Here is a 22295-nt window from a genome sequence, read left to right on the forward strand (position 1 = left end):
GCCGGTCTGAAGCGCGGACCCACCTTAACGCCGTCACCGTAGGTGACTCGTCCCCCTAACGGGAGGTATTTTGGGGACGGCCCGACGACCGGAGTATGCCAAGCGCGATGACGCTGATCAGGTCGTCGACGGGACGACGAGTTCGGCGAAAGATATTTCGACCGAGCCGAGTTCGTCGATGTGGGCCGCAGATGTGCGGCCAGGATAGACCGGCACCATCGGGCCCGGCGCGTCGAAGAGCACGATGTCAGTGGTGGTCGAGATCACCATCAGCCCATGCTGCTGCCGCCGTTGACATAGATCGTCTGCCCGGTGATGAACCGGCTGTCTTCGCCGGCCAGAAACGCGACCGCCGCCGCCACCTCGGTCGGATCGCCTGGGCGTCCGAGCGGCACCATGGCCGTACCCTGTTCGATGACCTGCGCCAGTCGAATTGGTGTTCGGCCGGATTCGAGCAGTGTTGCCAATTCCGGTGTGCGCACGTAGCACGGCGCCACGGTGTTCGCGGTGATGCCTGCTGCGGCGAACTCGCGTGCCAGCCCGGCAACCATCGCGTGCGCACCGCCCTTGGCGGCGTTGTACATGGCGTGGTCCATCAACCCGGTGCGCACCGAGTCGGCGCCGATGTTGATGATGCGACCATGACGACGAGACACCATGTGCGGCAGCGCTGCCCGCACACAGTAGATGGTGGTCCACAGGTTGTTGTCGACGGTCGCCCGCAGTGTCTCCTCGGTGTGCTCGAGGGTGGGGCGGATCACGCCGCCGCCGGCGTTGTTGACCAGGATGTCGACGTGGCCGAGCGCCCGGATCGCCGCGGTCACGAGATCGTCGGCCGTGCCGGGACGGTGGAGATCGCCGATGAATCCGCCGGCAACGGGTGCATGTTCGCAGGCGCGCTCCAAGTCTTCCTGGCAGCGTGTGGCCGCGAAAACCGCAGCGCCATCGGCGATCAGTCGCGCCGTGATTCCCATGCCGATGCCGGATCCGGCGCCGGTGACGACGGCCGTTCGCCCGCGGAGTGCGCCGCTCACAGGATGATCGCCACGTCGGCCACCGAACGTAAGTCGGTCATGTCCAATTCGGCCCGCTTTCTGACGATCCGAAAGCAGCCGTCGCGGTGGCGTAGCCGGTAGTGGTATCGGCCCACATAACAACTGGTCCGTCCGGCGCGGAACCGCCACACCGTGAACGACGCGGTCACCGCGATGCCGTCGTCTGATGGATTCACCCGGACATTGAAAACCTGATGGTTGGTTCGGGAATGCGGGTATTCGCGGTGGGCGCGTCGGCTGTTGAGTCGGGCAACCCTGGCCGTCAGTCGCACGTGGTTGTCGTCGATGAGCATCAGGTCGTGGGCGGGGTCGCCGTCGGGTGCGTCGTTGCAGGGCACCTCGTACTTGGCGTCCCCGTCGAACAGCAGGAGCCATTCGTCGAGGGCCCAGGTGTCCAGTAATGCCGCCTCCGCATACAGGAATTCCTCGACCTGCTCTCTTGAGAACGCCTGCTGCGGCACGGGCGCGGCGGTCATTGGGCACCCGTCAGGTCAGCGGCGGTGCCCATCTGCTGCTGCCAGCGGCGCCAGAATGCGCGCATCTGTTCTTCGTCGTTGGCCATCGGAACGCGGCCCATGCCGCGGGAGATGTCGTTCCATTCGACTCCGCCGCTGCTGAAGCCCTGCTGACAGGACTCCAGCGCCTCTACGTCGTCGGGCGTCGCAAAGCCGCCCGGGCCCAGGAATGTCAGGAAGCTGTCGAGTCGGCGATGACGCAGGGAAGGGGCCTCCTTGCTGGGGGCCAATGCCCATGCGGTGACGTCAACCGTATCGGGTGCGGGCGGGTAGAAGGTGCGCACGGTCACGGCCATGATGTCGTTGATGATCAGGTTGGGGTAGATGAGCAGGTTGCGGTTGACCTCGGCCATCGCGTGGGCCTGTTGCTCACCGTAGCGGGCAACCAGATCCGCGCGCAGCCTGTCGATTTCGGCGCGGGCATCATCGCCGAACAACGGCTCCCACTTTGCGACCGGTCGCCCCCAGGGGGAGCTGTATTCGATTACGGCGTGACCGTTGCCCAGGTTGACGGCTCGGCCGCTGACACCCCCGTGCAGATCGGTGCCGATGGACACCAGATACTTGAAGTAGGTGTCGTGCGTGGACTCCGCATGGTATCCGTCGAAGCTATTCTCCACCAACAGCTTCCAGTTGGCCGCGAAACTGTACTGATTGGTGCCACGCGCCATCTCGACCGATCCACCGCAGCCGTCGACGACGAGATCGAGGTAATGTCTGGCACCGGCCAAATAGGTCGGCAGATCCTCGATGTCGGGGTCGAAGCAGGCGAACACGAAGCCCCGGTAGGACTCCACGCGCGCCACCCGCTTGAGTCCCAGCTCGTCGAAGTTCAGCCCGCCGGCGTAGCCGTCGCGGTCTGGCACCCCCTTGAGCCGGCCTTCGGAGTCAAAGGTCCACGCGTGGTAGAAGCACTGGAACACCTTGGAATTGCCGGATTCCTGCCGGCACACTACCGCGCCGCGATGCGTGCAGGTGTTGTGGAATACGTTGACGTTACCGGTTTTCACCCCGCGGACCATGAAGATCGGCCGCCCGGCGACCGGCCGCCGGACGAAGTCCCCCGGCTCGGGAATCTCGGATTCGTGTCCGACGTAGAGCCACGATCGGGAAAAGATCCGCTCCACCTCGGCCCGGTGCACCTGGGGCGAGGTGAGAGCCGAGCGGTGCACCCGAAAGCGCTGGGACACAGGGTCATCCACGACCAGAGGCAGCTGCGCCGCTACCTCGTTCCTCGGCCGCGGTTGGATGCCGGTGCTCATCGGCGGGACAGATAGTCGGTGACCAGCGCGGAGAATTCGTCTGCGCGCTCGATCTGAGTCCAATGCCCGCACGCGCTGAACACGTGCAGGTCGGCATTCGGTAGCAACCCCAGCATCGTGACCGAGACCTGCACCGGCACCACCTTGTCTTCGCGCCCGTGCACCAGCAGGGTGGGCGTGGTGATGGCGCGCACCTCGTCTTCGGTGATACCAAGCTGGGACCCGGCGTGCCGTGGATCAAAGAACATGGCACGGTACGCCTGGTAGGCGCCATCGGCGATGCTTGCCTGGTAACGGATTTCGACAAGCTCGTCGGTGATCGTCGCCGGATCGACGGCGAAGTAGTCGCGCAGCAGATCACTCATTGCACCACGCGAAGGTGTGTAGGCGCGCAGCGCGGCAAGGCCGTCGGTCAGTGTCATGCCGACACCGGGTGCGCCCATGAGCACCATCCTGGTGATCCGGTCCGGGTCGTCCGTGGCCATCTGCAGCGCGATGCGCCCACCCAGCGAGTTGCCGACGATAGCGGCCTTTTCGATGCCGAGTGCATCGAAGAAGGCCCAGATGTGATCGGTCCAGCTGCGCAGGGAATAGACGACGTCACGCGGTCGGGCGGTATCGCCGAATCCGACGATGTCGGGCGCGAGTACCCGGAATCGCCGGGACAGCATGCCAATGTTGCGTTCCCAGTTGGCGATCGCTGATACGCCGGGGCCCGAGCCGTGCAGCATCACAACCGGTTCGCCGGCGCCGGCCTCGAGGTAACTGGTTTCGATGCCTCCGGCAGTTATGGTGCGTGGTTGCAGCACGTTGGCTGCGACGGTTGCCGTCATCGTGATCCTCCTTCGGTGAACACCGCAAAACACTTGTTGGAGTTGAAGACATCCGTGGTGACGAGCTCTGACCACGCGAGGTCCAGACCCAGTTCATCAACCGCACCGGTCAGGCAGAACCAGTTGAGCATTTCGTGCTGGCCCGAGTCGACGATGTCGCGGCTGGGTGTGGCTTGCCATGTGGCGTAGTCACGGTCGACGAATTGCTGGTACAGCCGCCGGTCGGCGGCGGTGTCGGGGGTTATGTGCCAGGTCTTGTCGGTGAGAAACGCGTGCGACCAACTCGAGGAAGCCACCAATGCCACACGCAGATCGGTGTCGCGGAACGCTTCGGCGACCGCCCGGCCCAGCGCGAAGCAGCGTGCGGGTGTGGGCCCACAGGGGTCGAGCCGTTCGTCGACGATGTCGGCGAATCGCGCCAGGCCCCCTCGGCGGGCGATCGCGTGCTGGCCGTAGCAGTTGACGGTGATCGGGATGAGCCGGTAGTTGAAGCGCGCTCCGGCATCGGGGTAGTCCAGAAATAGTTGGGTATTGACGATCGCGTGGGGAAACGGTGCGTCGCGCCGCTTTCGGTAGGAGTAGGCGACGTCGAATCCCCGGCCGATCAGGTCGTTCGCCAGCCGGCGAGCACTCTCGGCGTCGCCGTGCAACGTGATGGTGGTGTCGTCGGGCAGGCCCCACGCGTTCGGGCTACCGCGACGGGTCATCAACTCGAATGGGTGGACGGTCTCGTCGCCGTAGGCGAGCACACAGAACGGCGGCACGACCTCCTCGCGGAAGTTCTCGTACTGATCGTCACCCCAGACCACCACGACGTCGGGGCTGAAGTCGTCGAGGGCATCGCGGCAGCGGGAAAGGTTCTCTACCAGTAACTTACGGTGTCTGGCCGCTGCGGCGACGCCGCTGTCCCACTCGGCCCGCATCGCCGCCGGCCAGTTGGCGGGATCCTTTGCCGCGGTGGGGATATCGGGATCAGCCAGCGTCCAGCGCAACAGGTCCGCCATGTGCTCGTCGGTGCCGGCCAGCAGCGGGTAGTGAGTCAGGCCCAGACCCAGGAACTCGGCCATTGTGCTCCTCCATATTCGTCCGGCAGATTTTGCGACGCAGACCGTCGGGCAGGGTGGCGACGATGTCGTCGAGCGGTTCGGGCATCGCGACGAAGGGGTAGTCGGAGCCGAAGACGACGTGGTCGGTGCCGAATACGTCGATTGCGGTCTGTAATGCCCCGCGGTCGTAGGTCAAGCTGTCACACCACAGTTGGCGGGCCAGTCGGCTTGGTAACTCGGGTGAGTCGGCTGCCATGCCGGCGACGACCGCCCCTTTGTCGAGTCGCCCGAGTAGCGCCGGCAGCGCACCTGCTCCGTGCGCCAGGCAGATTCGCACTTCGGGGCGGCGCTGGAGTGCGCCGCCGATCAATAGCGCCGCCGCCGCCAAGGCTGTCTCAATCGGCATACCCGCGCCGAAGCCCAGTCCCAGATTCCTTATCCGCGGTGGAAGGTCCTGGTCGCTGGGGTGGACGAGAACCAGGGCGTCGAGTTCGTGGGCAGCAGCAAAGAAACGATCGAGGCTTGGGTCGCTGAGTTCGGTGTCGCCGACGCGCGAACCGATCTCCACGCCGAGGAAGCCACGGTGGCGCATGCACCGGCGCATCTCGTCGACGGCCCAGTCGGGATCCTGCAGCGCAACAGCGCCAAGCGCGGCGAATCGGGTCGGGTGCTGGTGAATGATTCGAGCGAAGAACTCGTTCTGAACCGACGCCAGTTCGGCCGCGCCGCCCGCCGATGCCCGGTAACAGAACGTGACAGGAACTGGCGAAAGCACCTGCACGGCAATGCCTTCGCGATCCATGTCGGCAATGCGGGGGGTGGGGGACCAGCACCGGTGATCGATGCGACGGTAGTGCTGTCCGCCGAACAGCAGAATCGCCTCGGTGTCGCCGATCCGCTCGATGCCGGGCCACAGGTCGTCCGGATAGGACGCGTGCAGATCCGGTAGGACCTCATCGATCGCGTGGGTGTGGACATCGATGATGCCGATGGCGGCGGGCGGTTGAGTGTTGATGGCGGTCGCTCCACGCAACAAGTGGGAAAGGCAGTTGTACCGACGATAGCTATTGTGCATACATAATTCAAGATATGCATGCACAATGTTGGGACCACATTGCCCCGGCGGCGGAGGTCGTGGCATGCCTGCGCAGTGGTCGGCCGAACCGACCGTTCAGTCAGGGGTGCTGCGGGGTGTTGGGGGTCCGGTCCGGGTCGTCAGCGCGGATCAGGTCTTTGTCGTGGCGGTTGAGCGCGGCGACGAAAGACGCCTGATCGTGCAGCGCGATGGCCGCCACAATGTCGTCGTGGACGTCAAGGCTGGCGGCGAGCAACGGTTCGTATTGGTCGACGAACCTCACCCGCGTCAGGACCGCCTTGATGCTGGTCACGATCGTCTGATGCATCCCCTCCAGGACCGGGATGTGCGCCGCGGCGGCGACGACGCCGTGGAACGCGAGTACGGCATCGAAGAACCGCGCGGCATCTGTGCTGGCCCGCAGCGTAACCATCGCTGCGCGCATCGCGGTGACGTCATCGGCGTCGGCGCGTTCGAACGCCGCCTTGGTAAGGCCAAACTCGAGGTACAGGCGAGCTTCGAACAGATCCAAGGGATGCGGGTTGGACGGCTGAAACCAGAGGTCCAGTGCGCCTACGCGAACTTGCGGGGGTGCACTGGCCACGGTGATTCCGCCGCCCGGACCGGGTCGAACCGCCACCAGGTCGCGATCGCGCAGTATCCGCAACGTCTCGTTCATCACCGTCGGGCTGATGCCGAATCTGTCCATGATCTCCGAGCGGCGTCCCAGGTGAGCCCCGACGGGCAGGCGGGCGGTCAGAATCTCGTGTTCCAGATCGGCAGCCACACGTTCAGCCCGGGACGAGCGGAGCGCCTGCTCGCGACGTTGCACGCGCAGCCTCCTTTCCGGTCGCATCCGGTGCCGTCACGACACCGCAGCACAAGCTTCTCAGAATGAACCGCAGAATGCGGCCTACGACGCGATTCTGCCTGTTCTGAAGGCAAACGTGCTTGCCGCCAACGCGTTCGGCGCGTCCAAGTCCGCTCGCAAGTACCAGGAAACGCCGACGGCAGGATGCGGGGCATCGCGCGGCGATGCCTCAAAACGGCTACGGCATAGACGATTTGACGGGTGTAGTAGCGACCGTGTGACGATGGGAGCGTGTCGTGGTCGGGTCTCTGCGCTGACCTCGATGTGCGCGGCAGCGCCAGAATCTGCGAGGGATGCAGGGCGGAGAAGTGACCCCATTGGGGTACTCATTATCCCTCTTGATGGAGCAGTCACCCGACTGCTGCCTCGATAGCGTTCATCCATGCCATCGGCTGGACGCGACTGTATGCGACCCTGCGGGAATCGGGATGTCCCCAGGGTGGCGGCTCGCACGCGGTGGTGGCGGGGGCAGCTGTGCTGATGACGGCTGCCTTCACCAAACCAGTCCGCGCGGTCGGGGGCTTCTTCGCGATGTCGCTGGACACCTTTGTGTTGATGTTCAGGCCGCCGGTCGCGTGGCGCGAATACCTGATTCAGACCTGGTTCGTGGCGCGGGTCTCCATGGTGCCCGCCCTGATGATGACGCTCCCGTACTCGGTGATCCTGACCTTCATCTTCAACATTCTGCTCACTGAAATCGGCGCCGGAGACTTCTCCGGAACCGGCGCGGCAATCGGCACGGTGAACCAGATCGCCCCCATCGTCACGGTTTTGGTGGTATCCGGCGCCGGCTCAACCGCGATGTGCGCCGATCTGGGTGCGCGGACCATTCGCGAGGAACTCGACGCGATGCGGGTGCTTGGCATCAATCCCATCCACCGACTGGTGGTCCCGCGCGTACTGGCGGCCACCACGGTGGCGTTGGCGCTGGAATCGGCGGTGACCGTGGTCGGGCTGAGCGGCGCGTTCTTTTTCACCGTGTACGTCCAGCACGTCTCGGCGGGGGCTTTCGTGACGGGGCTGACGACGCTGACCGGCCTCGGCGATGTCATCGTATCGCTGGTCAAGGCAATGCTTTTCGGGATGGCGGCCGGCTTGATCGCCTGCTATATGGGCATCTCGGTCGGTGGTGGTCCGGCCGGTGTCGGCAATGCGGTCAACGAAACCGTGGTGTTCACGTTCATGGTCCTGTTCGCGATCAACGTCATCGTGACGGCCGTTGGTATTCAGTTCACGGTTACCTGAGGTGAACCGATGACAGAGATCACCGCGGCGAGACCTTCGGCGATGCTCCATCCGCGGCTCCGGCGCACGTTCGACAGCACCCGGAGTGAATGGAATCGCGTCGGGACCCAGATGCGCTTCTATGCAAGCACATTGGGTTCAATCCCCGATGCCGTGGTCAACTACCGCGGCGAGTTGCTGCGGCTGATCGCCCAAATGGGCCTGGGTGCGGCGGCTCTGGCGATGATCGGCGGGACTGTGGTGATCGTCGGATTCCTGACGATGACCACCGGCGCGCTGGTTGCGGTACAGGGTTACAACCAACTGGCGTCCGTCGGCATCGAAGCCCTCACCGGGTTCGCCTCGGCCTACTTCAACGTGCGGCTGATCGTGCCGGGAACCGCGTCAGTCGCGCTGTCGGCGACCATCGGCGCCGGAGCCACCGCTCAGATGGGAGCCATGCGGATCAACGAAGAGATCGATGCGCTCGAGGTGATCGGCATTCGCAGCATCAGCTATCTGGCATCCACCCGGGTCGTTGCCGGCATCGTTGTGGTCATTCCGCTGTACTGCGTGGCAATCATGATGGCGTTCTTGGCATCCCGGAGTGGCACCACCGCAATCTACGGTCAGGGCTCCGGTGTCTACGACCACTACTTCAACACCTTCCTCAGCCCGCGCGACATCATCTGGTCGTTCTTCCAGGTGGTGGCGATCACGATCGTGGTGATGCTGGTGCACACCTTCTACGGCTATACCGCGCACGGCGGTCCTGCGGGGGTTGGTGAAGCCGTCGGCCGTGCGGTACGGACCTCCATGGTGGTTGCGGCCGTAGAGATCGTGATGATCACGCTGGCCGTCTACGGTCAGTCCGGCAACTTCCACCTGGCCGGTTAGTGCGATGGCCCGCAACTCAGGAGTGCATCGCATCTCGCCGGCCTGGTGGACGGTGATCCTGTTGCTCGCGGTCGTCTTGTTCATGGTCGTGACGACGACGGCCTTCGCCGGGACCTTCCGGTCGTATGTACCGGTGACCCTGACCTCGGAGCGTGCGGGTCTGGTGATGGAGAGCGGGGCCAAGGTCGAGTTGCGCGGCGTGCAGGTCGGCCGGGTTGGCCAGATCGGCGACACTAGGAACAGGGCGAGCTTGGCCCTCGAACTCGACCCTGACCAGATCCGCTACATCCCGGCCAATGTCAAGGCAAAGATCAGCGCCACCACCGCTTTTGGCGCGAAGTTCGTCGAACTGGTGTACCCGGAGAACCCGAGTCCGGCCCGGCTGAAGGCGGGTGCGGTGCTGCAGTCAGAAAATGTCAGCACCGAGATCAACACCGTCTTCGAGAACGTCGTCGACCTGCTCGGCATGATCGATCCGGTCAAGTTGAACGCGGTGCTGACCGCGGTGGCCGACGGTGTGCGCGGACAGGGTGCGCGGATGGGGGAGGCGACCACCGACCTCAACGAGGTGTTGCAGGCGCTTAATGCGCGCAGCGAAACCATGCGCCAGGACTGGCGTTCCTTCCGGAACTTCAACGACACCTACGGCGCGGCCGCTCAAGACATCGTGAAGATCCTGAACGCGACCAGCACCACCAGCACCACCGTGGTCAATCATTCTAGATCGTTGGATTCGTTGCTGCTCAACGTCATTGGCTTGTCAAATGCCGGCACCAACCTGCTCGGTCCCAACCGGGACAATCTCGTCTCCGCGGTCAACGTTCTCGAGCCCACGACGAACCTGTTGAACAAGTACAGCCCGGAGTACACCTGCTTTTTGCAGGGCGCCAAGTGGTATCTGGACAACGGCGGCTATTCCGCGTGGGGCGGCGATGGTCGCACGCTCCAACTCGATGTCGCTTTGTTGTTCGGTAACGACCCCTACGAGTATCCCGAGAACCTGCCGATCGTGGCCGCCAAGGGTGGGCCGGGCGGAAAGCCGGGCTGCGGATCGTTGCCGGATGCCACCAAGAATTTCCCGGTACGCCAACTCATTACGAACACCGGGTGGGGAACCGGACTCGACATCCGTCCGAATCCCGGTCTTGGACATCCCTGCTGGGCCGACTACCTGCCGGTGACCCGCGCCGTGCCGGAACCGCCGTCCATCCGCCAATGCATTCCTGGCCCTGCGGTCGGGCCCATCCCGTATCCCGGCGCTCCGCCGTACGGGGCGCCGCTGTACGGGCCGGGTGGCGTGCCGCTGTGGCCCGGGATACCGCCGGCTGCACCCGAATCCGGCCAGCTACCGGCCGTGCCGTCACCGACGGCCGAAATGGCGCCGCCACCATGACCGCCGACTTTCCACCCAAGCAGGAGAAGGAGCCATGCGGGAAAACCTGAGAGGCGTCGTCGTGCGCCTGGGCATCTTCCTGTCGGTATGCCTGCTGGCCGCGTTTTCGCTGGTCGCCATTTTCGGTCAGCTCCGGTTCAGCGAAGGCAAGACCTACTTCGCCGAGTTCAGCAATGTGTCCAATCTCCGGGAGGGCAAGCTGGTCCGCATCGCCGGCGTGGAGGTCGGCAAGGTCACCACCATTTCCATCAACCCCGATGCGTCGGTGCGGGTCGCATTCACCGCCGACGATTCGGTCGTCCTGACCGAGGGAACCCGGGCGGTGATCCAGTACGACAACCTGTTCGGTGACCGATATCTGGCGCTGCAGGAGGGCACCGGGGGACTCAAGGTATTGAGTCCGGGGCAGACGATTCCGGTGGCGCGCACGCAACCGGCGCTGGATCTCGACGCGCTCATCGGTGGATTCCGCCCGTTGTTCCGTGCGCTGAACCCGGATCAGGTCAACGCCCTGAGCGGGCAGTTGGTGCAGGCATTTCAAGGGCAAGGCCCCACGATCGCCTCATTCCTGGACCAGGCGGCGGCGGTGACCAACACGTTGGCGGACCGAGATCAGTTGATCGGGCAGGTCGTCACCAACCTCAACGTGGTGCTGGGTTCGCTGGGCGGCCAGACCGAGCGGTTGGACAAAGCGGTGACATCGCTGTCGCAGCTGATTCACGGCCTGGCACAACGAAAAACGGACATCTCCAACGCGGTCGCTTACACCAATGCCGCCGCCGGGTCGGTAGCCGACCTCCTGTCGCAGGCCCGTGAACCGGTGAAGAAGGTGGTTGCCGAGACCGACCGGACCGCGACGATCGCCCTGGCGGACCATGACTATCTCGACAATCTGCTCAACACGCTTCCGGACAGGTACCGCGCCCTGGTCCGTCAGGGCGTCTACGGCGACTACTTCGCCTTCTACTTCTGCGATGTCGTACTCAAGGTCAACGGCAAAGGGGGGCAACCGGTTTACATCAAAGTGGCCGGTCAGGCCACGGGACGGTGCGCACCGAAATGAAGTCCTTCTCTGAACGCAGCCCGCTGGTCGTCGGCGCCGTCGGCATAGTGACAGTCGCGGGAATCGCGGTGGGCGCTCTCCAGTACCAGAAGCTGCCGTTCTTCAACGAAGGCAGAGACGTGTCCGCCTATTTCGCCGACGCCGGCGGGCTCCGGACGGGAAACAGTGTCGAGGTTTCGGGTTATCCGGTGGGGAAGGTATCCAGCATCGAACTCGATGGAACCGGGGTGCTGGTCAGTTTCAAGGTCGGCAAGAACATCCGGCTCGGCGATCGCACCGAGGCGGCCATCAAAACCAAAGGCCTCCTGGGCAGCAAGATCCTTGATGTGCTGCCCCGCGGTGACGGTCAGCTCAAAGGTCCGATACCTATGGAGCGGACCATCTCGCCCTACCAGCTGCCCGAGGCCCTCGGTGACCTGGCCACCACGATCAGCGGGCTGAACACCCAGCAGCTGTCTGGATCGCTGAGCACCCTGGCGCAGACCTTTGCCAATACGCCGCCCGACCTCAAGAACGCGCTGCAGGGCGTCGCGCGATTCGCACAAACACTCGACGAGCGCGACGCCCAACTCCGCAATCTGCTCAGCAACGCGGCCAAGGCAACCGGCGTGCTGGCCAAGCGCACCGACCAGATCGTCGACTTGGTGCGCGACACCAACGCGTTGCTGGCCCAACTGCGGACACAGAGCGCCGCGCTGGGCCAGATCTGGCGGAACATCTCGGCGGTGTCGCGGCAGCTGGAAGGGTTCATCGCCGAGAACCGGCAGCAGTTGCGGCCCGCGTTGGACAAGCTCAACGGGGTGCTGGCGATCGTCGAACAGCGTAAAGAGAGGTTGCAACAGGCCATCCCACTGATCAACACCTACGTGATGTCGCTGGGCGAATCCGTCTCGTCCGGGCCATTTTTCAAGGCGTACGTGGTGAATCTGCTTCCGGGGCAGTTCGTGCAGCCGTTCATCGGTGCCGCATTCTCTGATCTGGGACTCGACCCGGCCACCCTGCTGCCGTCGCAGCTGACCGACCCGCCGACCGGCCAGCCCGGGACCCCGCCGTTGCCGATGCCGTACCCCCGGACCGGCCAGGGTGGCGAGCCGCGCCTGACACTGCCCGACGCGATCACCGGCAACCCCGGCGATCCGCGCTATCCCTATCGGGAACCGTTGCCCGCACCGCCGCCGGGAGGGCCGCCGCCGGGACCGCCGGCGCCACCGCCGGCGAGCCTGCAGTCCACGCCCGAACCGACACCCAAGCCGGTCTACGTGCCGGCACCGGGTGAGCTGCCGTCCTCTCAGCATCCGGGAGGCCAACCGTGATCAAGGACCTGCGGCGGGCCCGTGCCGTGTTGATGACGACCCTCGTCCTGATGCTTGTGGCCGGCGTCGTGGTCGCAATGCGAGCCAACGACAAGGCGGACCGGACACTCGTGGTCGCCTATTTCGACAACACCAACGGGTTGTTTGCCGGCGACGACGTCCGCATCCGGGGCGTGCCGGTAGGCAAGATCGTCAAGATCGAACCGCAGCCGCTGCGGGCGAAGGTTTCGTTCTGGTTCGATCGCAAATACAAGGTGCCCGCTGACGCCAAAGCCGCGATCCTGTCGCCACAATTGGTGACGGGCCGCGCTATTCAGCTCACGCCGCCGTACAGCGGCGGGCCCACGATGCAGGACGGCGCGGTGATTCCTTCGGATCGCACCGCGGTGCCGGTCGAGTGGGATGACTTACGGACCCAACTGCAGCGGCTGACCGATCTACTCAAACCCGATCAGCCGGGCGGCGTCAGCACATTGGGCTCCCTCATCAACACCGCCGCCGACAACCTGCGCGGACAGGGCTCCACCATCCGCGACACGATCATCAAGCTGTCCCAGGCGGTGTCGGCGCTCGGCGACCACAGCAAGGACATCTTCGCCACCTTCCGGGATCTGTCGACGCTCGTGTCGGCGCTGCACGACAGCGCAGATCTGCTCGAGCAGCTGAATCAGAACCTCGCCGCCGTGTCCTCGGTGCTGGCCGACGACCCGAACAAGGTTGGTCAGGCAGTCGAGGACCTCAATGCCGTCCTGGGGGACGTAGGGAGCTTCGCCGCCGACAACCGAGAGGCAGTCGGCACCGCGTCGGACAAACTGGCGTCGATCACCCAGGCGCTGGTCGGCAGCCTTGACGACATCAAGCAGACGCTGCACATCGGCCCAACGGTCTTGCAGAACTTCAACAACATCTTCGAACCGGCCAACGGTGCGCTGACCGGCGCGCTGGCCGGCAATAACATGGCCAATCCCTTGGCCTTCCTCTGCGGAGCGGTGCAGGCCGCCTCCCGGCTGGGAGGCGAGCAAGCGGCGAAGCTCTGCGCCCAGTACATGGCGCCCATCCTGAAGAACCGCCAGTACAACTTTCCGCCCATTGGGGAGAACCTGTTCGTCGGCGCGCAGGCCAGACCCAACGAGGTCACCTACAGCGAAGACTGGATGCGACCCGACTTCGTACCGCCGGCCGCGCCAGTGCCCCCGACAGCGCCCGGCACCGAGGCGACGTCTGCCGGTCCGGCCGAGGCGGTGGCTACCGACCCCGCCGCCGGCCTGCGCGGTCTGATGCTCCCGCCAGGAGGTGGCTCATGAGGATCAGCCGCTGGCGCCACCTGGTCGCAACTCTGGCCCTGCTCGCGGCCGTGGCGGGGACATCCGGCTGCGGCTGGCACGGGCTGAACTCGCTGTCGCTGCCGGGCACCCAGGGTGACGGCCCGGACTCCTTCGAGATTCAGGCACAGATGCCCGATGTCAACAACATTCAACCGAACTCCCGGGTGCGCGTCGCCGACGTGACGATCGGTCATGTGACCAAAATCGCGCGCGAGGGCTGGCACGCGCTGGTCACGATGCGGCTCAACGGCGATGTGAACCTGCCGGCCAACGCAACAGCCAAGATCGGCACCACCAGCCTGTTGGGCTCCTATCACATTGAGCTCAGCCCACCCAAAGGTGAAGCGCCGCAAGGCAAGTTGCGTTCTGGTGCGCTGATTCCGCTGTCCCGCGGGGCCGCCTACCCGAGTACTGAGCAAACACTGGCTGCACTGTCGCTGGTGCTCAACGGGGGCGGCCTGGGCCAGATCCAGGACATCACCGAGGCGTTCAGCACCGCGTTTCGCGGCCGCGAACAGGATCTGCGCAGCCTGATCGGGCAGCTCGACAAATTCACCGCCAACCTCAACAACCAGTCCGGTGACATCATCGCGGCCACCGACAGCCTCAACCGCCTGGCCGGCACATTCGCCGCCCAGCAACCCGTGCTGGACCGGGCGCTGGCCACCATTCCCGACGCGCTCGCGGTACTCAACGACGAGCGGCACACCCTGGTCGAGGCGGCCGATCAATTGAGCAAATTCAGCGCACTGACCGTCGACTCGGTGAACAAAACCAAAGCGAACCTGGTCAAAGAATTGAAAGACCTTGGGCCCGTGCTGGAGTCGCTCGCCAACGCCGGTCCGAGCCTGACCCGGGCGCTCAGCCTGATCGCCACCTTCCCCTTTCCGAACGAAACCTTCCAGAACTTTCAACGCGGTGACTACGCAAACCTCACAGCGATCATCGACCTCACGCTCAGCCGAATCGACCAGGGCATATTCACCGGAACCCGATGGGAGTGCCATCTGACCGAGCTGGAGCTGCAGTGGGGACGCACCATCGGCCAGTACCCCAGCCCCTGCACAGCGGGCTATCGGGGTACTCCCGGCAACCCGCTGGCCATCCCGTACCACTTTGACCAGGGGTCCTAGATGCTGCATCTGCACCGACGAGTCAAGATCCAGCTGGCAGTCTTCACCGTGATCGCGCTGGCCGCCCTCGCCGTGATGTCGCTGCATTTCGTGAAACTGCCGGCCATGCTGTTCGGGGTCGGCCGTTACACAGTGAAGGTGGAACTGCCTGAGAGCGGCGGGATCTACAGCACGGGAAACGTCACCTACCGCGGCACCGAAGTCGGCCAGGTGCAGTCCGTGAGTCTGACCGACAACGGTGTCGAAGCGGTGCTGTCCCTGAAATCCGGCATCGACATTCCGTCCGACCTCAAGGCCGAGGTGCACAGTCAATCGGCGATCGGTGAGTCCTACATCGAGTTGTTGCCGCGCAACGCCACTTCGCCACCGCTCAAGGACGGCGACGTGATCCGGCGCCCCGACACCTCCGTGCCACCGAACATCAACCAATTGCTGAGCGCTGCCAACACCGCATTGGCGGCGATACCTCGCGACAACCTGAAGACCGTCGTCGATGAGTCGTACATGGCGGTGGGTGGGCTGGGTCCCGAGCTTTCCCGCTTGATCTCGGGTTCGTCGAACCTGGCGATCGACGCCCGCAAGAACCTCGACCCGCTCGTCACGCTGATTGACCAGGCGCAACCGGTGCTGGATTCACAGACCCACACATCCGGTGCGATTGCGGGGTGGGCATCACACCTGGCCGCCGTGACCACGGAATTGCAGACGCACGACAGCGCGGTCGCGGGCTCCATCGACCAGGGGGGCCCCGCGCTCGGGGAAATGCGGCAACTCATCGATCGGGTTCAACCCACCTTGCCGATCCTGCTCGCCAACCTCGTCAGCGTCGGACAGGTGGCGCTCACCTATCAGAACGACATCGAGCAACTGCTGGTCGTCTTCCCTGAATCCATTGCCGCTGAACAGGCGGGCATCCTCGCCAACGTCAATACCAAACAGGCCTACCGGGGCCAGTACCTGAGCTTCAACCTCAATCTCAACCTGCCGCCGCCGTGCACCACCGGCTTCCTGCCGGCACAGCAGCAGCGGAACCCCACCTTCGAGGACTATCCGCAGCGAGCACCCGGCGACCTGTACTGCAGGGTTCCGCAGGACTCGCCGCTCAACGTGCGCGGTGCCCGCAACACTCCCTGTGAAACCGTGCCCGGCAAGCGCGCACCCACCGTCAAGCTTTGCGAAAGCAACGAACAGTACGTGCCACTCAACGACGGCAACAACTGGAAGGGCGACCCCAACGCGACGTTGTCCGGTCAGGGCATCCCGCAGCTGCCGCCCGGATCCCCGCCGCCGGTGCCCGGGGCCGCGCCCGGACCCGATCCGCCACTGCCGCCGATCGCCGCCGCCCAGTACGACCCGGCGACGGGCAGCTACGTCGGACCCGACGGACATCAGTACACCCGGTCCGATCTGGCCCAGACCGCGCCGAAGGACAGGACGTGGCAGTCGATGCTGCTGCCACCCCCGTGACGGCAACGACACCTAGACCCACGAAAAACGGAGGGCGGTATGACCGTATTGAGTGACCCCGAACTGTCGGTGGACATCGGCGACGAAAGCACCGACGACGTCGAGGCCGTCGAGCACAGTTCTGCCGAGTCCGCAGCGGACGACACCGACAGCCCGCCGGCGACCCGGATCAGAAAGCGCGTGCCCGTGCACCGCCGCGCGATGTTGTTCGGCCTCAGCGCTGTTATCGCTATGGCGGCACTGGCCGGGTGGTGGGGTTTCCGACTGCAACAGTCCCACCAGCTGCAAGCCCAGCGGAGCCAGTACCTGCAGGTGGCCAGGCAGGGCGCGCTGAACTTGACGACAATCAACTGGCAGCACGCCGACGCCGACGTGCGCCGCATCCTGGACGGGGCGACAGGAGAGTTCTACAACGACTTCGCCAAACGGTCGCAGCCGTTCATCGAGGTACTCCAGCAAGCCAAGGCGACGACGGTGGGCTCGATCACGGAGGCTGGGATCGAGTCGCAAACCGCCGACGGCGCACAGGTACTGGTGGTGGTGGCCGTTCAGACATCGAATGCCGGCGAACCCGACCCGGCGCCCAGGTCGTGGCGAATGCGGATCTCCGTGCAGCGGGCCGGCGATCAGATCAAGGTCTCCAACGTCGGATTCGTGTCATGAGCCGGCTCAGATTGCGCCGGAACCGCAACTCGAAGTGCGGTGAGTCGGTGGCTGAAATCTCCACTGGGACAATGGACCTGCCTGTCGACGAAGAGTCCGTCGCCGAGGAGACGCTCGATGCGCCGCCACCGCGCGTCCGGCGGCGCCCCAGCTGGTCACGGGCAATTGCCTACGGTGTGCTGCCCGGGCTGGCGCTGGCGCTGTCGCTGGCTGTGGGTTACCTCAAATGGCAGGACACGTCGGCTCGCGACGCGGCGGCGGCCCGTGCGGAATCCGTGCGTGCCGCCACCGAGGGGACCATTGCGCTGCTGTCCTACCGGCCCGACACCGTGCAGGCCGACCTCGAGCGCGCGCGGGACCGACTGACCGGCGCGTTCCTGCAGGCGTATACCTCTCTGACCCACGACGTTGTGATCCCCGGGGCGAAGCAGAAGCAGATTTCGGCGGTGGCCACCGTTCCTGCCGCCGCGTCGACGTCGGCGACGGCCGAGCACGCCGTCGTCCTGCTGCTGGTGAATCAGACCGTCATCGTCGGGCAGGATGCGCCCGCCAGCACCGCGTCCAGTGTTCGGGTCACCCTCGACAAGATCGGCGGCCGTTGGCTGATCTCGCAATTCGACCCGGTCTGAGCCCACGACGAAGCCAACGGCGGACGCAAAGGAACTGACATGCACTATCGACCGCTGATCCTGTGCGCGATGGCGTGCGGCCCCCTCGTGTGTGCGCCCGCGGCGCACGCCGACAACAAGCGGCTCAACGACGGCGTGGTCGCGAACGTCTACACCGTTCAGCATCAGGCAGGTTGCACCAATGACGTCAAGATCAACCTGCAACTGCAACTGGCCGCGCAATGGCACGCAGTCGATATGTTGAACAACCGAAATATCGACGGCGACATCGGATCTGACGGTTCGACGCCACAAAGTCGGGCGAACGCCGCCGGCTTCCGAGGCGGCGTGGCCGAGACCGTGGCGATCAATCCCGCGGTGGCCATCAGCGGCGTCGAATTGATGAACCAGTGGTATTACAACCCCGCGTATTTCGCGATCATGTCCAACTGCGCCAACAGCCAGGTGGGGGTGTGGTCGGAGAACAGTCCGGATCGCACCGTCGTGGTGGCGGTTTATGGGCAGTCGGAGCGGCCGGCCCAGAGCACGACGGTCGGGCAGCAATCGGGGCCCGCACCGATTGTGGTGCTGCCCCAGAATGTTCCACTGGACCCTAGCCCGGACTACGACGCCACCGACGAGGTCGAATTCGGCATCAGTTGGCTCCCGTGGATTCTGCGCGGCGTGTACCCGCCGCCCGGAATGCCGGCGCAGTAGGCCGGCTTACTGAGTCGGCGGCTGGTAGTTTGCCGCGGAGTTCCGCAACGCCCAGATCTGTTCTGGGCAAAGAAGATTCACTGCATACGAGACCAGGTAGTTGGCCGCGAATTCGTCGTTCGGGGTGATGTCGCTTTTCACGTCGCTCATCACCTGGGCGTAGCGTTCGCCCGCGGTGACCTTGCCGCAGATTCCGTATCCGTAGTTGAGCGCGTCGCCGTCGGGAAAGGTGTAGTGCCGCCGGGCGGTCACGTTGTAGAGATATTCCACCTCGGGGGCCGGAGCCGCGTAGGCCGGTACGGGCGCTGCCGCAACGGGGATCGCGCATACGACGGCGGCGGCGAATATCAGGGCGGTCCGCGACATTGGGTGCTTCATGGACCGAATGTCTTCGCGGGCGCGCTGACGACGGCATGCCCGGGTTCGGGGTGGGGCTTTCCTGAGGTCGGTGGCAGGAACGACGAGGCAGCGCGCACGAGCGCGACCGCGAAGCAGATGCTGAGCACTGTCGCGGCGGCGGTCACCGCAGTCGACGTGTGCTCGAGGTGAATTGCGATGATAGTGGGCCAGCCCGCACCGAAATTGGCCATGAAGAACGTGCAGGGGAACAACACGAACAGGCCCAGCAGCTGCCACTGATTGGTGCAGCCGGCCCGCAGCCGCGATGCCGCCATCGCGAAGCAGATCACCTGAGCGGCTTCCAGTACACCGATCACCAACGGGTACTGGACGATCCGGAATACGTGTGGCCCCCAATAACTGTACAGACCGCCGTTGATGCCGATCATCTCGAAAGCAGCCGATTCGAGCAGTGCGACGCCGGCCCAGCCGAACAGTGCGCGGCGGGTGATCAGGTTGCGCGCGATCTGGCGCGAGATGTAGATCGCGGGCGCGGCGTACAGCACCGCGTAGCCGCTGTGAGTCCAAATCGGTTGCGGGATATCGAATGCCGTGAAATGCGTCCACATGCCTGGGGTGGAGTAGAAGTAAAGCATCATCGCCACGTCATAGAGCGGCTCGGCGAACGCGCCGACCAGCGCGGCCAACACCATCAGAACGTAGGCGGGGGTGCGCTCGCGCACGCCCATCCGGATGGCGATCAGCAGGAGCACCCCCGTCAGACCCCAACTGAGATCCGTCAGGATCGCCTGCGTGGTGAGATTCAATGCATGATCGACTGGTGGCACACAGTCACGTTACGAGACGAGGCCATCGACCCGCGTCCCCCGATGAGAGGAGCTTTCTCCCTGACGAGAGTGACCCCGCGCCAACGGAAATTGACGGATGTCGCGAAAAGAAGTAATGCCGGTCGGTGTCGCTAAGGCGCAAGCGCGCGGCGGGTGCCCGGAACCTGCATGGCAAGCGCCTGCCCGCGGTTCTCCATCTCCAGGGCGGATTGCAAGGAGCTGTTCTCCATGCTGCGGGTCAACGCGTTCTTGGTGGAGCGGATGCTGTCGTCTGAATTGTCGGCAATGGCCTCGGCCAACCCCAGCGCCGCCTCGAGAGCGGTCGTGTCTTCGGTGAGCCGGTCGGCAAGCCCGATGCGCAACGCCTCGGGGGCTCGGACGGTGCGACCTGTGAACGCCATCTCGGCAGCTCGGCCGGGTCCGATGATCCGAACCAGATTCCACGACGTACCCAATTCCCCGATCGACAACCCGACTCGCACGAAGCCGGCGCTGAAACTGGCTGTCCGGTCGGCGATCCTGATGTCGGCCGCCAGCGCCAGGGACAGACCACCGCCAGCGGCTGGGCCGCTCACCGCGGCGATCACCGGATAAGGCAAAGCCCGCAATGCGGTGGATCCTGAGGCGGCCGTCTCCACGAGATCGGTGAAGTCCGACACCGACATCCGGGTGAGTACATCGACCTCGTCGAGATCGAAGCCGGTGCAGAACGCCTTGCCGCCCGCACCGGTAATGATCAGCGCCCGTGCCGAAGCGCTCCGCAATATGTGGGTGGCCCAGGCGATTTCGCCGAACATGTCGATGGTTTGCGAGTTTGCCCGATGCGGGCGGTTGACCGACATCACCACGACGTCGGGACCGTGTTGGTCGAAGGACAGCGTCTCGGCGCCGCGTAGCTCGTCCAGGACGTCGGCTACCGGGCGCCGCGACACCCGATTCCAGCGCGCCGTGGTCATCGTCACCGCCCGGAAAAGTTCGGTACGCGCTTGGTTTTGAAGGCGTCCAGCGCCTCACTCATATCCGCACAGCGCGTCAGAAGTGCCTGGCCGCGATTCTCCAGTTCCAGCGCTGCGGCGAAGGAGGTGACCTCCATATTCGCCTGCAGCGCCCGCTTGGACATGCGGATGCCGCCGGGGGAGTTGGCGCAGATCTGCCGGGCCAGGGTCAGGGTCTGGTCGAGCAGGTCGTCGGCATCGGTCACCCGGTTGAGCAGGCCGAGTCGTTCGGCCTCGACGGCCTCCACAATGCGTCCGGTGAAGCCCATCTCCGCTGCCGCGGACGGCCCGATCAACCGTGGCAACAACCACGAGGCACCCAGGTCGCCCGCGGAGAGCCCAATACGCACGAACGCGGCGTTGAACTTCGCGGCTGGCGATCCCAGCCGGATATCGGCCATCAGGGCCAGCGACATGCCGCCGCCCGCGGCGGGACCGTTGATCGCGGCGACCACCGGAACCGGGACGGCACGCACCGCGCTGAGGGCCCGGGCGGCGCGCTCCTGGCGTTCCAACATGTTCAGGGCCGACAACGACGCCAACTCCTCGGCTTCGTCGAGGTCGTAGCCGGCACAGAACGCCGTGCCGGCGCCGGTCAGGATGACGACTCGGACATCGCGATCGGCTGCGACGGCGTGCGCCACCGACTCGATTTCGCCGAACATCGCCATCGTCATGGCGTTGAGCCGGTCGGGCCGGTCGAGAGTTATCTGGACCACGCCGTCAGCCGGAGACTCCAGACGCAGGGTCTGATAACGCCGTTCGATATCGATCATGCTTATCCATTCCAATCCTTCAACGTCCGAACCTCGAAGGGCCCGGATCGCGTCGAATCTGACGGTTGCTCAGCCGAATTGCGGCTTGCGTTTGTCGATGAACGCGCGGAGTCCCTCGGCCGCCTCGCCCTGCTCGAAGAGATTCTGGATCTGGTCGACTTCGAAGCGAAGGCCATCGGGCAGTGGTCGGTCGTAGGCTGCGTCGACGGTCCGCACCACGGCCAGTTGGGCAGGCGTCGAGGCTGCGGCCAACTCGGTGGCCAATTGCCGCGCTGCCGCCTGCGCGGTGGTGGCGGGGTCGGCCAGACGGTCGATCAGCCCCATCCGGAACGCCTCTTCTGCCGTGACCTGGCGGCCGGTCAGCATCAGATCCAGTGCCCGGCCGCGTCCGACGAGGCGGGGGAGTCGCTGGGTGCCTCCGCCGCCGGGGATCAACCCGAGCTTGACTTCCGGCAGACCCAGTCGGGCCCGTGTCGAGGCGACTCGCAGCGTGCACGCCATCGACAGTTCGAGACCGCCCCCCAGGGCGAGGCCGTCGATCGCCGCGACGGAGATCATCGGCAGCGCGGCCAGGCGTTCCAGCGCGCCGCGCAGGGAGTCGCCGTACGCCCGGAATGAGGCCGCGTCAACCGTTGTCATGTGTTTGATGTCGGCGCCGGCAGCGAAAAAGCCGTCTACGGCCGACGTCACCACGATGACTTTGGCTTTGACGCTCTGGGCGTAGTCCATGGCGTTGTGCAGGCCGGCGATGACCGCCGGGCCGAGCGCGTTGGCCGGAGGACTGTCGATGACGAATTCAACGAACGCCCCATCGCGGTTCCAGGCCACGGCCTCGCGGGTTTGGGGTTGTGCCACAGGATCTCCTTTGATCGCGTGA

The 22295-nt window shown here is 65.0% G+C and carries 24 protein-coding genes; 11 read left to right on the top strand and 13 right to left on the bottom strand.

What is annotated here, in order from left to right; all coding sequences use genetic code 11:
• Positions 1-117: 117 nt before the first annotated feature.
• The 8 genes from QXH22_RS15050 to QXH22_RS15085 all read right to left on the bottom strand — a co-directional run bounded on the left by QXH22_RS15050 (position 118) and on the right by QXH22_RS15085 (position 6618).
• Complete coding sequence (locus tag QXH22_RS15050) at positions 118-270, bottom strand: hypothetical protein (RefSeq protein WP_306276155.1); 153 nt, start codon at positions 268-270, stop codon at positions 118-120.
• Complete coding sequence (locus QXH22_RS15055) at positions 270-1034, bottom strand: SDR family NAD(P)-dependent oxidoreductase (RefSeq protein ID WP_306276156.1); 765 nt, start codon at positions 1032-1034, stop codon at positions 270-272. Before QXH22_RS15055 ends, QXH22_RS15050 begins: the two co-directional genes overlap by 1 nt.
• Positions 1031-1531 (bottom strand): aromatic-ring-hydroxylating dioxygenase subunit beta, encoded by a 501-nt coding sequence (locus tag QXH22_RS15060; RefSeq protein WP_306244848.1) that lies wholly within the window; start codon positions 1529-1531, stop codon positions 1031-1033. The genes QXH22_RS15055 and QXH22_RS15060 overlap by 4 nt, the downstream gene beginning before the upstream one ends.
• Entirely contained in the window at positions 1528-2760 is a 1233-nt protein-coding gene (locus QXH22_RS15065) for an aromatic ring-hydroxylating dioxygenase subunit alpha (protein ID WP_306276157.1), read from the bottom strand. Before QXH22_RS15065 ends, QXH22_RS15060 begins: the two co-directional genes overlap by 4 nt.
• A 68-nt stretch (positions 2761-2828) precedes the next feature.
• On the bottom strand, positions 2829-3665 hold the full coding sequence (locus tag QXH22_RS15070; protein WP_306276158.1) for an alpha/beta fold hydrolase: 837 nt from the start codon (positions 3663-3665) through the stop codon (positions 2829-2831).
• Entirely contained in the window at positions 3662-4732 is a 1071-nt protein-coding gene (locus QXH22_RS15075) for an extradiol ring-cleavage dioxygenase (protein WP_306276159.1), read from the bottom strand. The genes QXH22_RS15070 and QXH22_RS15075 overlap by 4 nt, the downstream gene beginning before the upstream one ends.
• Positions 4638-5747 (bottom strand): amidohydrolase family protein, encoded by a 1110-nt coding sequence (locus tag QXH22_RS15080; RefSeq protein WP_306276160.1) that lies wholly within the window; start codon positions 5745-5747, stop codon positions 4638-4640. Before QXH22_RS15080 ends, QXH22_RS15075 begins: the two co-directional genes overlap by 95 nt.
• 139 nt (positions 5748-5886) lie before the next feature.
• Positions 5887-6618: a FadR/GntR family transcriptional regulator gene (locus QXH22_RS15085; protein ID WP_306276161.1), complete on the bottom strand. Its 732-nt coding sequence runs from the start codon at positions 6616-6618 to the stop codon at positions 5887-5889.
• A gap of 519 nt (positions 6619-7137) precedes the next feature.
• Here QXH22_RS15085 and QXH22_RS15090 point away from each other — a divergent pair.
• The 11 genes from QXH22_RS15090 to QXH22_RS15140 all read left to right on the top strand — a co-directional run bounded on the left by QXH22_RS15090 (position 7138) and on the right by QXH22_RS15140 (position 18460).
• Positions 7138-7902 carry an ABC transporter permease gene (locus QXH22_RS15090; RefSeq protein WP_306244837.1) on the top strand — a complete coding sequence of 255 codons (765 nt, stop codon included), beginning with the start codon at positions 7138-7140 and terminating at the stop codon, positions 7900-7902.
• Between the two features lie 9 nt (positions 7903-7911).
• Positions 7912-8778, top strand: coding sequence for an ABC transporter permease (locus QXH22_RS15095; protein WP_371934228.1), 867 nt, complete (start codon positions 7912-7914; stop codon positions 8776-8778).
• 4 nt (positions 8779-8782) lie between these two features.
• A complete protein-coding gene (locus QXH22_RS15100) occupies positions 8783-10171 on the top strand; it encodes an MCE family protein (RefSeq protein WP_306276162.1) in 1389 nt (462 codons plus the stop codon).
• A gap of 34 nt (positions 10172-10205) precedes the next feature.
• Entirely contained in the window at positions 10206-11234 is a 1029-nt protein-coding gene (locus QXH22_RS15105; RefSeq protein WP_306276163.1) for a virulence factor Mce family protein, read from the top strand.
• Complete coding sequence (locus QXH22_RS15110; RefSeq protein ID WP_306276164.1) at positions 11231-12547, top strand: virulence factor Mce family protein; 1317 nt, start codon at positions 11231-11233, stop codon at positions 12545-12547. Before QXH22_RS15105 ends, QXH22_RS15110 begins: the two co-directional genes overlap by 4 nt.
• Positions 12544-13851: a virulence factor Mce family protein gene (locus QXH22_RS15115; protein ID WP_306276166.1), complete on the top strand. Its 1308-nt coding sequence runs from the start codon at positions 12544-12546 to the stop codon at positions 13849-13851. The genes QXH22_RS15110 and QXH22_RS15115 overlap by 4 nt, the downstream gene beginning before the upstream one ends.
• The gene (locus QXH22_RS15120; RefSeq protein WP_306244828.1) at positions 13848-15005 is read left to right on the top strand and encodes a virulence factor Mce family protein; all 1158 of its coding nucleotides are present in this window, start codon (positions 13848-13850) and stop codon (positions 15003-15005) included. Before QXH22_RS15115 ends, QXH22_RS15120 begins: the two co-directional genes overlap by 4 nt.
• Positions 15006-16472, top strand: coding sequence for an MCE family protein (locus QXH22_RS15125; protein WP_306276167.1), 1467 nt, complete (start codon positions 15006-15008; stop codon positions 16470-16472).
• A 39-nt stretch (positions 16473-16511) separates the two neighbouring features.
• Positions 16512-17135, top strand: coding sequence for a mammalian cell entry protein (locus QXH22_RS15130; RefSeq protein WP_371934229.1), 624 nt, complete (start codon positions 16512-16514; stop codon positions 17133-17135).
• Positions 17136-17206: 71 nt separating this feature from the next.
• Entirely contained in the window at positions 17207-17764 is a 558-nt protein-coding gene (locus QXH22_RS15135) for a hypothetical protein (protein WP_306244824.1), read from the top strand.
• A 39-nt stretch (positions 17765-17803) separates the two neighbouring features.
• On the top strand, positions 17804-18460 hold the full coding sequence (locus tag QXH22_RS15140) for a CAP domain-containing protein (RefSeq protein WP_306244822.1): 657 nt from the start codon (positions 17804-17806) through the stop codon (positions 18458-18460).
• Positions 18461-18466: 6 nt separating this feature from the next.
• Here QXH22_RS15140 and QXH22_RS15145 read toward each other — a convergent pair whose 3' ends face one another.
• The 5 genes from QXH22_RS15145 to QXH22_RS15165 form a co-directional block, all read right to left on the bottom strand.
• Positions 18467-18838 (bottom strand): DUF732 domain-containing protein, encoded by a 372-nt coding sequence (locus tag QXH22_RS15145; RefSeq protein WP_306244820.1) that lies wholly within the window; start codon positions 18836-18838, stop codon positions 18467-18469.
• Complete coding sequence (locus QXH22_RS15150) at positions 18835-19647, bottom strand: hypothetical protein (RefSeq protein ID WP_306276169.1); 813 nt, start codon at positions 19645-19647, stop codon at positions 18835-18837. Before QXH22_RS15150 ends, QXH22_RS15145 begins: the two co-directional genes overlap by 4 nt.
• Positions 19648-19778: 131 nt before the next feature.
• A complete protein-coding gene (locus QXH22_RS15155) occupies positions 19779-20603 on the bottom strand; it encodes an enoyl-CoA hydratase/isomerase family protein (RefSeq protein ID WP_306276888.1) in 825 nt (274 codons plus the stop codon).
• A 2-nt stretch (positions 20604-20605) separates the two neighbouring features.
• Entirely contained in the window at positions 20606-21418 is an 813-nt protein-coding gene (locus QXH22_RS15160; RefSeq protein WP_306276170.1) for an enoyl-CoA hydratase/isomerase family protein, read from the bottom strand.
• A gap of 69 nt (positions 21419-21487) precedes the next feature.
• Positions 21488-22273, bottom strand: a complete 786-nt coding sequence (locus tag QXH22_RS15165; protein ID WP_371934230.1) for an enoyl-CoA hydratase/isomerase family protein — start codon at positions 22271-22273, stop codon at positions 21488-21490.
• Between the last annotated feature and the right edge of the window lie 22 nt (positions 22274-22295).

Origin of the sequence: Mycobacterium sp. TY814 (genome assembly GCF_030755175.1) — a bacterium.
Classification (GTDB): domain Bacteria; phylum Actinomycetota; class Actinomycetes; order Mycobacteriales; family Mycobacteriaceae; genus Mycobacterium.

Coding starts and splice junctions, on each gene's coding strand:
- QXH22_RS15050 (WP_306276155.1), bottom strand. CDS start 270: ATGGTGATCTCGACCACCACTGACATCGTGCTCTTCGACGCGCCGGGC.
- QXH22_RS15060 (WP_306244848.1), bottom strand. CDS start 1,531: ATGACCGCCGCGCCCGTGCCGCAGCAGGCGTTCTCAAGAGAGCAGGTC.
- QXH22_RS15070 (WP_306276158.1), bottom strand. CDS start 3,665: ATGACGGCAACCGTCGCAGCCAACGTGCTGCAACCACGCACCATAACT.
- QXH22_RS15075 (WP_306276159.1), bottom strand. CDS start 4,732: ATGGCCGAGTTCCTGGGTCTGGGCCTGACTCACTACCCGCTGCTGGCC.
- QXH22_RS15090 (WP_306244837.1), top strand. CDS start 7,138: ATGACGGCTGCCTTCACCAAACCAGTCCGCGCGGTCGGGGGCTTCTTC.
- QXH22_RS15095 (WP_371934228.1), top strand. CDS start 7,912: ATGACAGAGATCACCGCGGCGAGACCTTCGGCGATGCTCCATCCGCGG.
- QXH22_RS15100 (WP_306276162.1), top strand. CDS start 8,783: ATGGCCCGCAACTCAGGAGTGCATCGCATCTCGCCGGCCTGGTGGACG.
- QXH22_RS15105 (WP_306276163.1), top strand. CDS start 10,206: ATGCGGGAAAACCTGAGAGGCGTCGTCGTGCGCCTGGGCATCTTCCTG.
- QXH22_RS15110 (WP_306276164.1), top strand. CDS start 11,231: ATGAAGTCCTTCTCTGAACGCAGCCCGCTGGTCGTCGGCGCCGTCGGC.
- QXH22_RS15120 (WP_306244828.1), top strand. CDS start 13,848: ATGAGGATCAGCCGCTGGCGCCACCTGGTCGCAACTCTGGCCCTGCTC.
- QXH22_RS15125 (WP_306276167.1), top strand. CDS start 15,006: ATGCTGCATCTGCACCGACGAGTCAAGATCCAGCTGGCAGTCTTCACC.
- QXH22_RS15130 (WP_371934229.1), top strand. CDS start 16,512: ATGACCGTATTGAGTGACCCCGAACTGTCGGTGGACATCGGCGACGAA.
- QXH22_RS15135 (WP_306244824.1), top strand. CDS start 17,207: ATGGACCTGCCTGTCGACGAAGAGTCCGTCGCCGAGGAGACGCTCGAT.
- QXH22_RS15140 (WP_306244822.1), top strand. CDS start 17,804: ATGCACTATCGACCGCTGATCCTGTGCGCGATGGCGTGCGGCCCCCTC.
- QXH22_RS15145 (WP_306244820.1), bottom strand. CDS start 18,838: ATGAAGCACCCAATGTCGCGGACCGCCCTGATATTCGCCGCCGCCGTC.
- QXH22_RS15155 (WP_306276888.1), bottom strand. CDS start 20,603: ATGACCACGGCGCGCTGGAATCGGGTGTCGCGGCGCCCGGTAGCCGAC.
- QXH22_RS15160 (WP_306276170.1), bottom strand. CDS start 21,418: ATGATCGATATCGAACGGCGTTATCAGACCCTGCGTCTGGAGTCTCCG.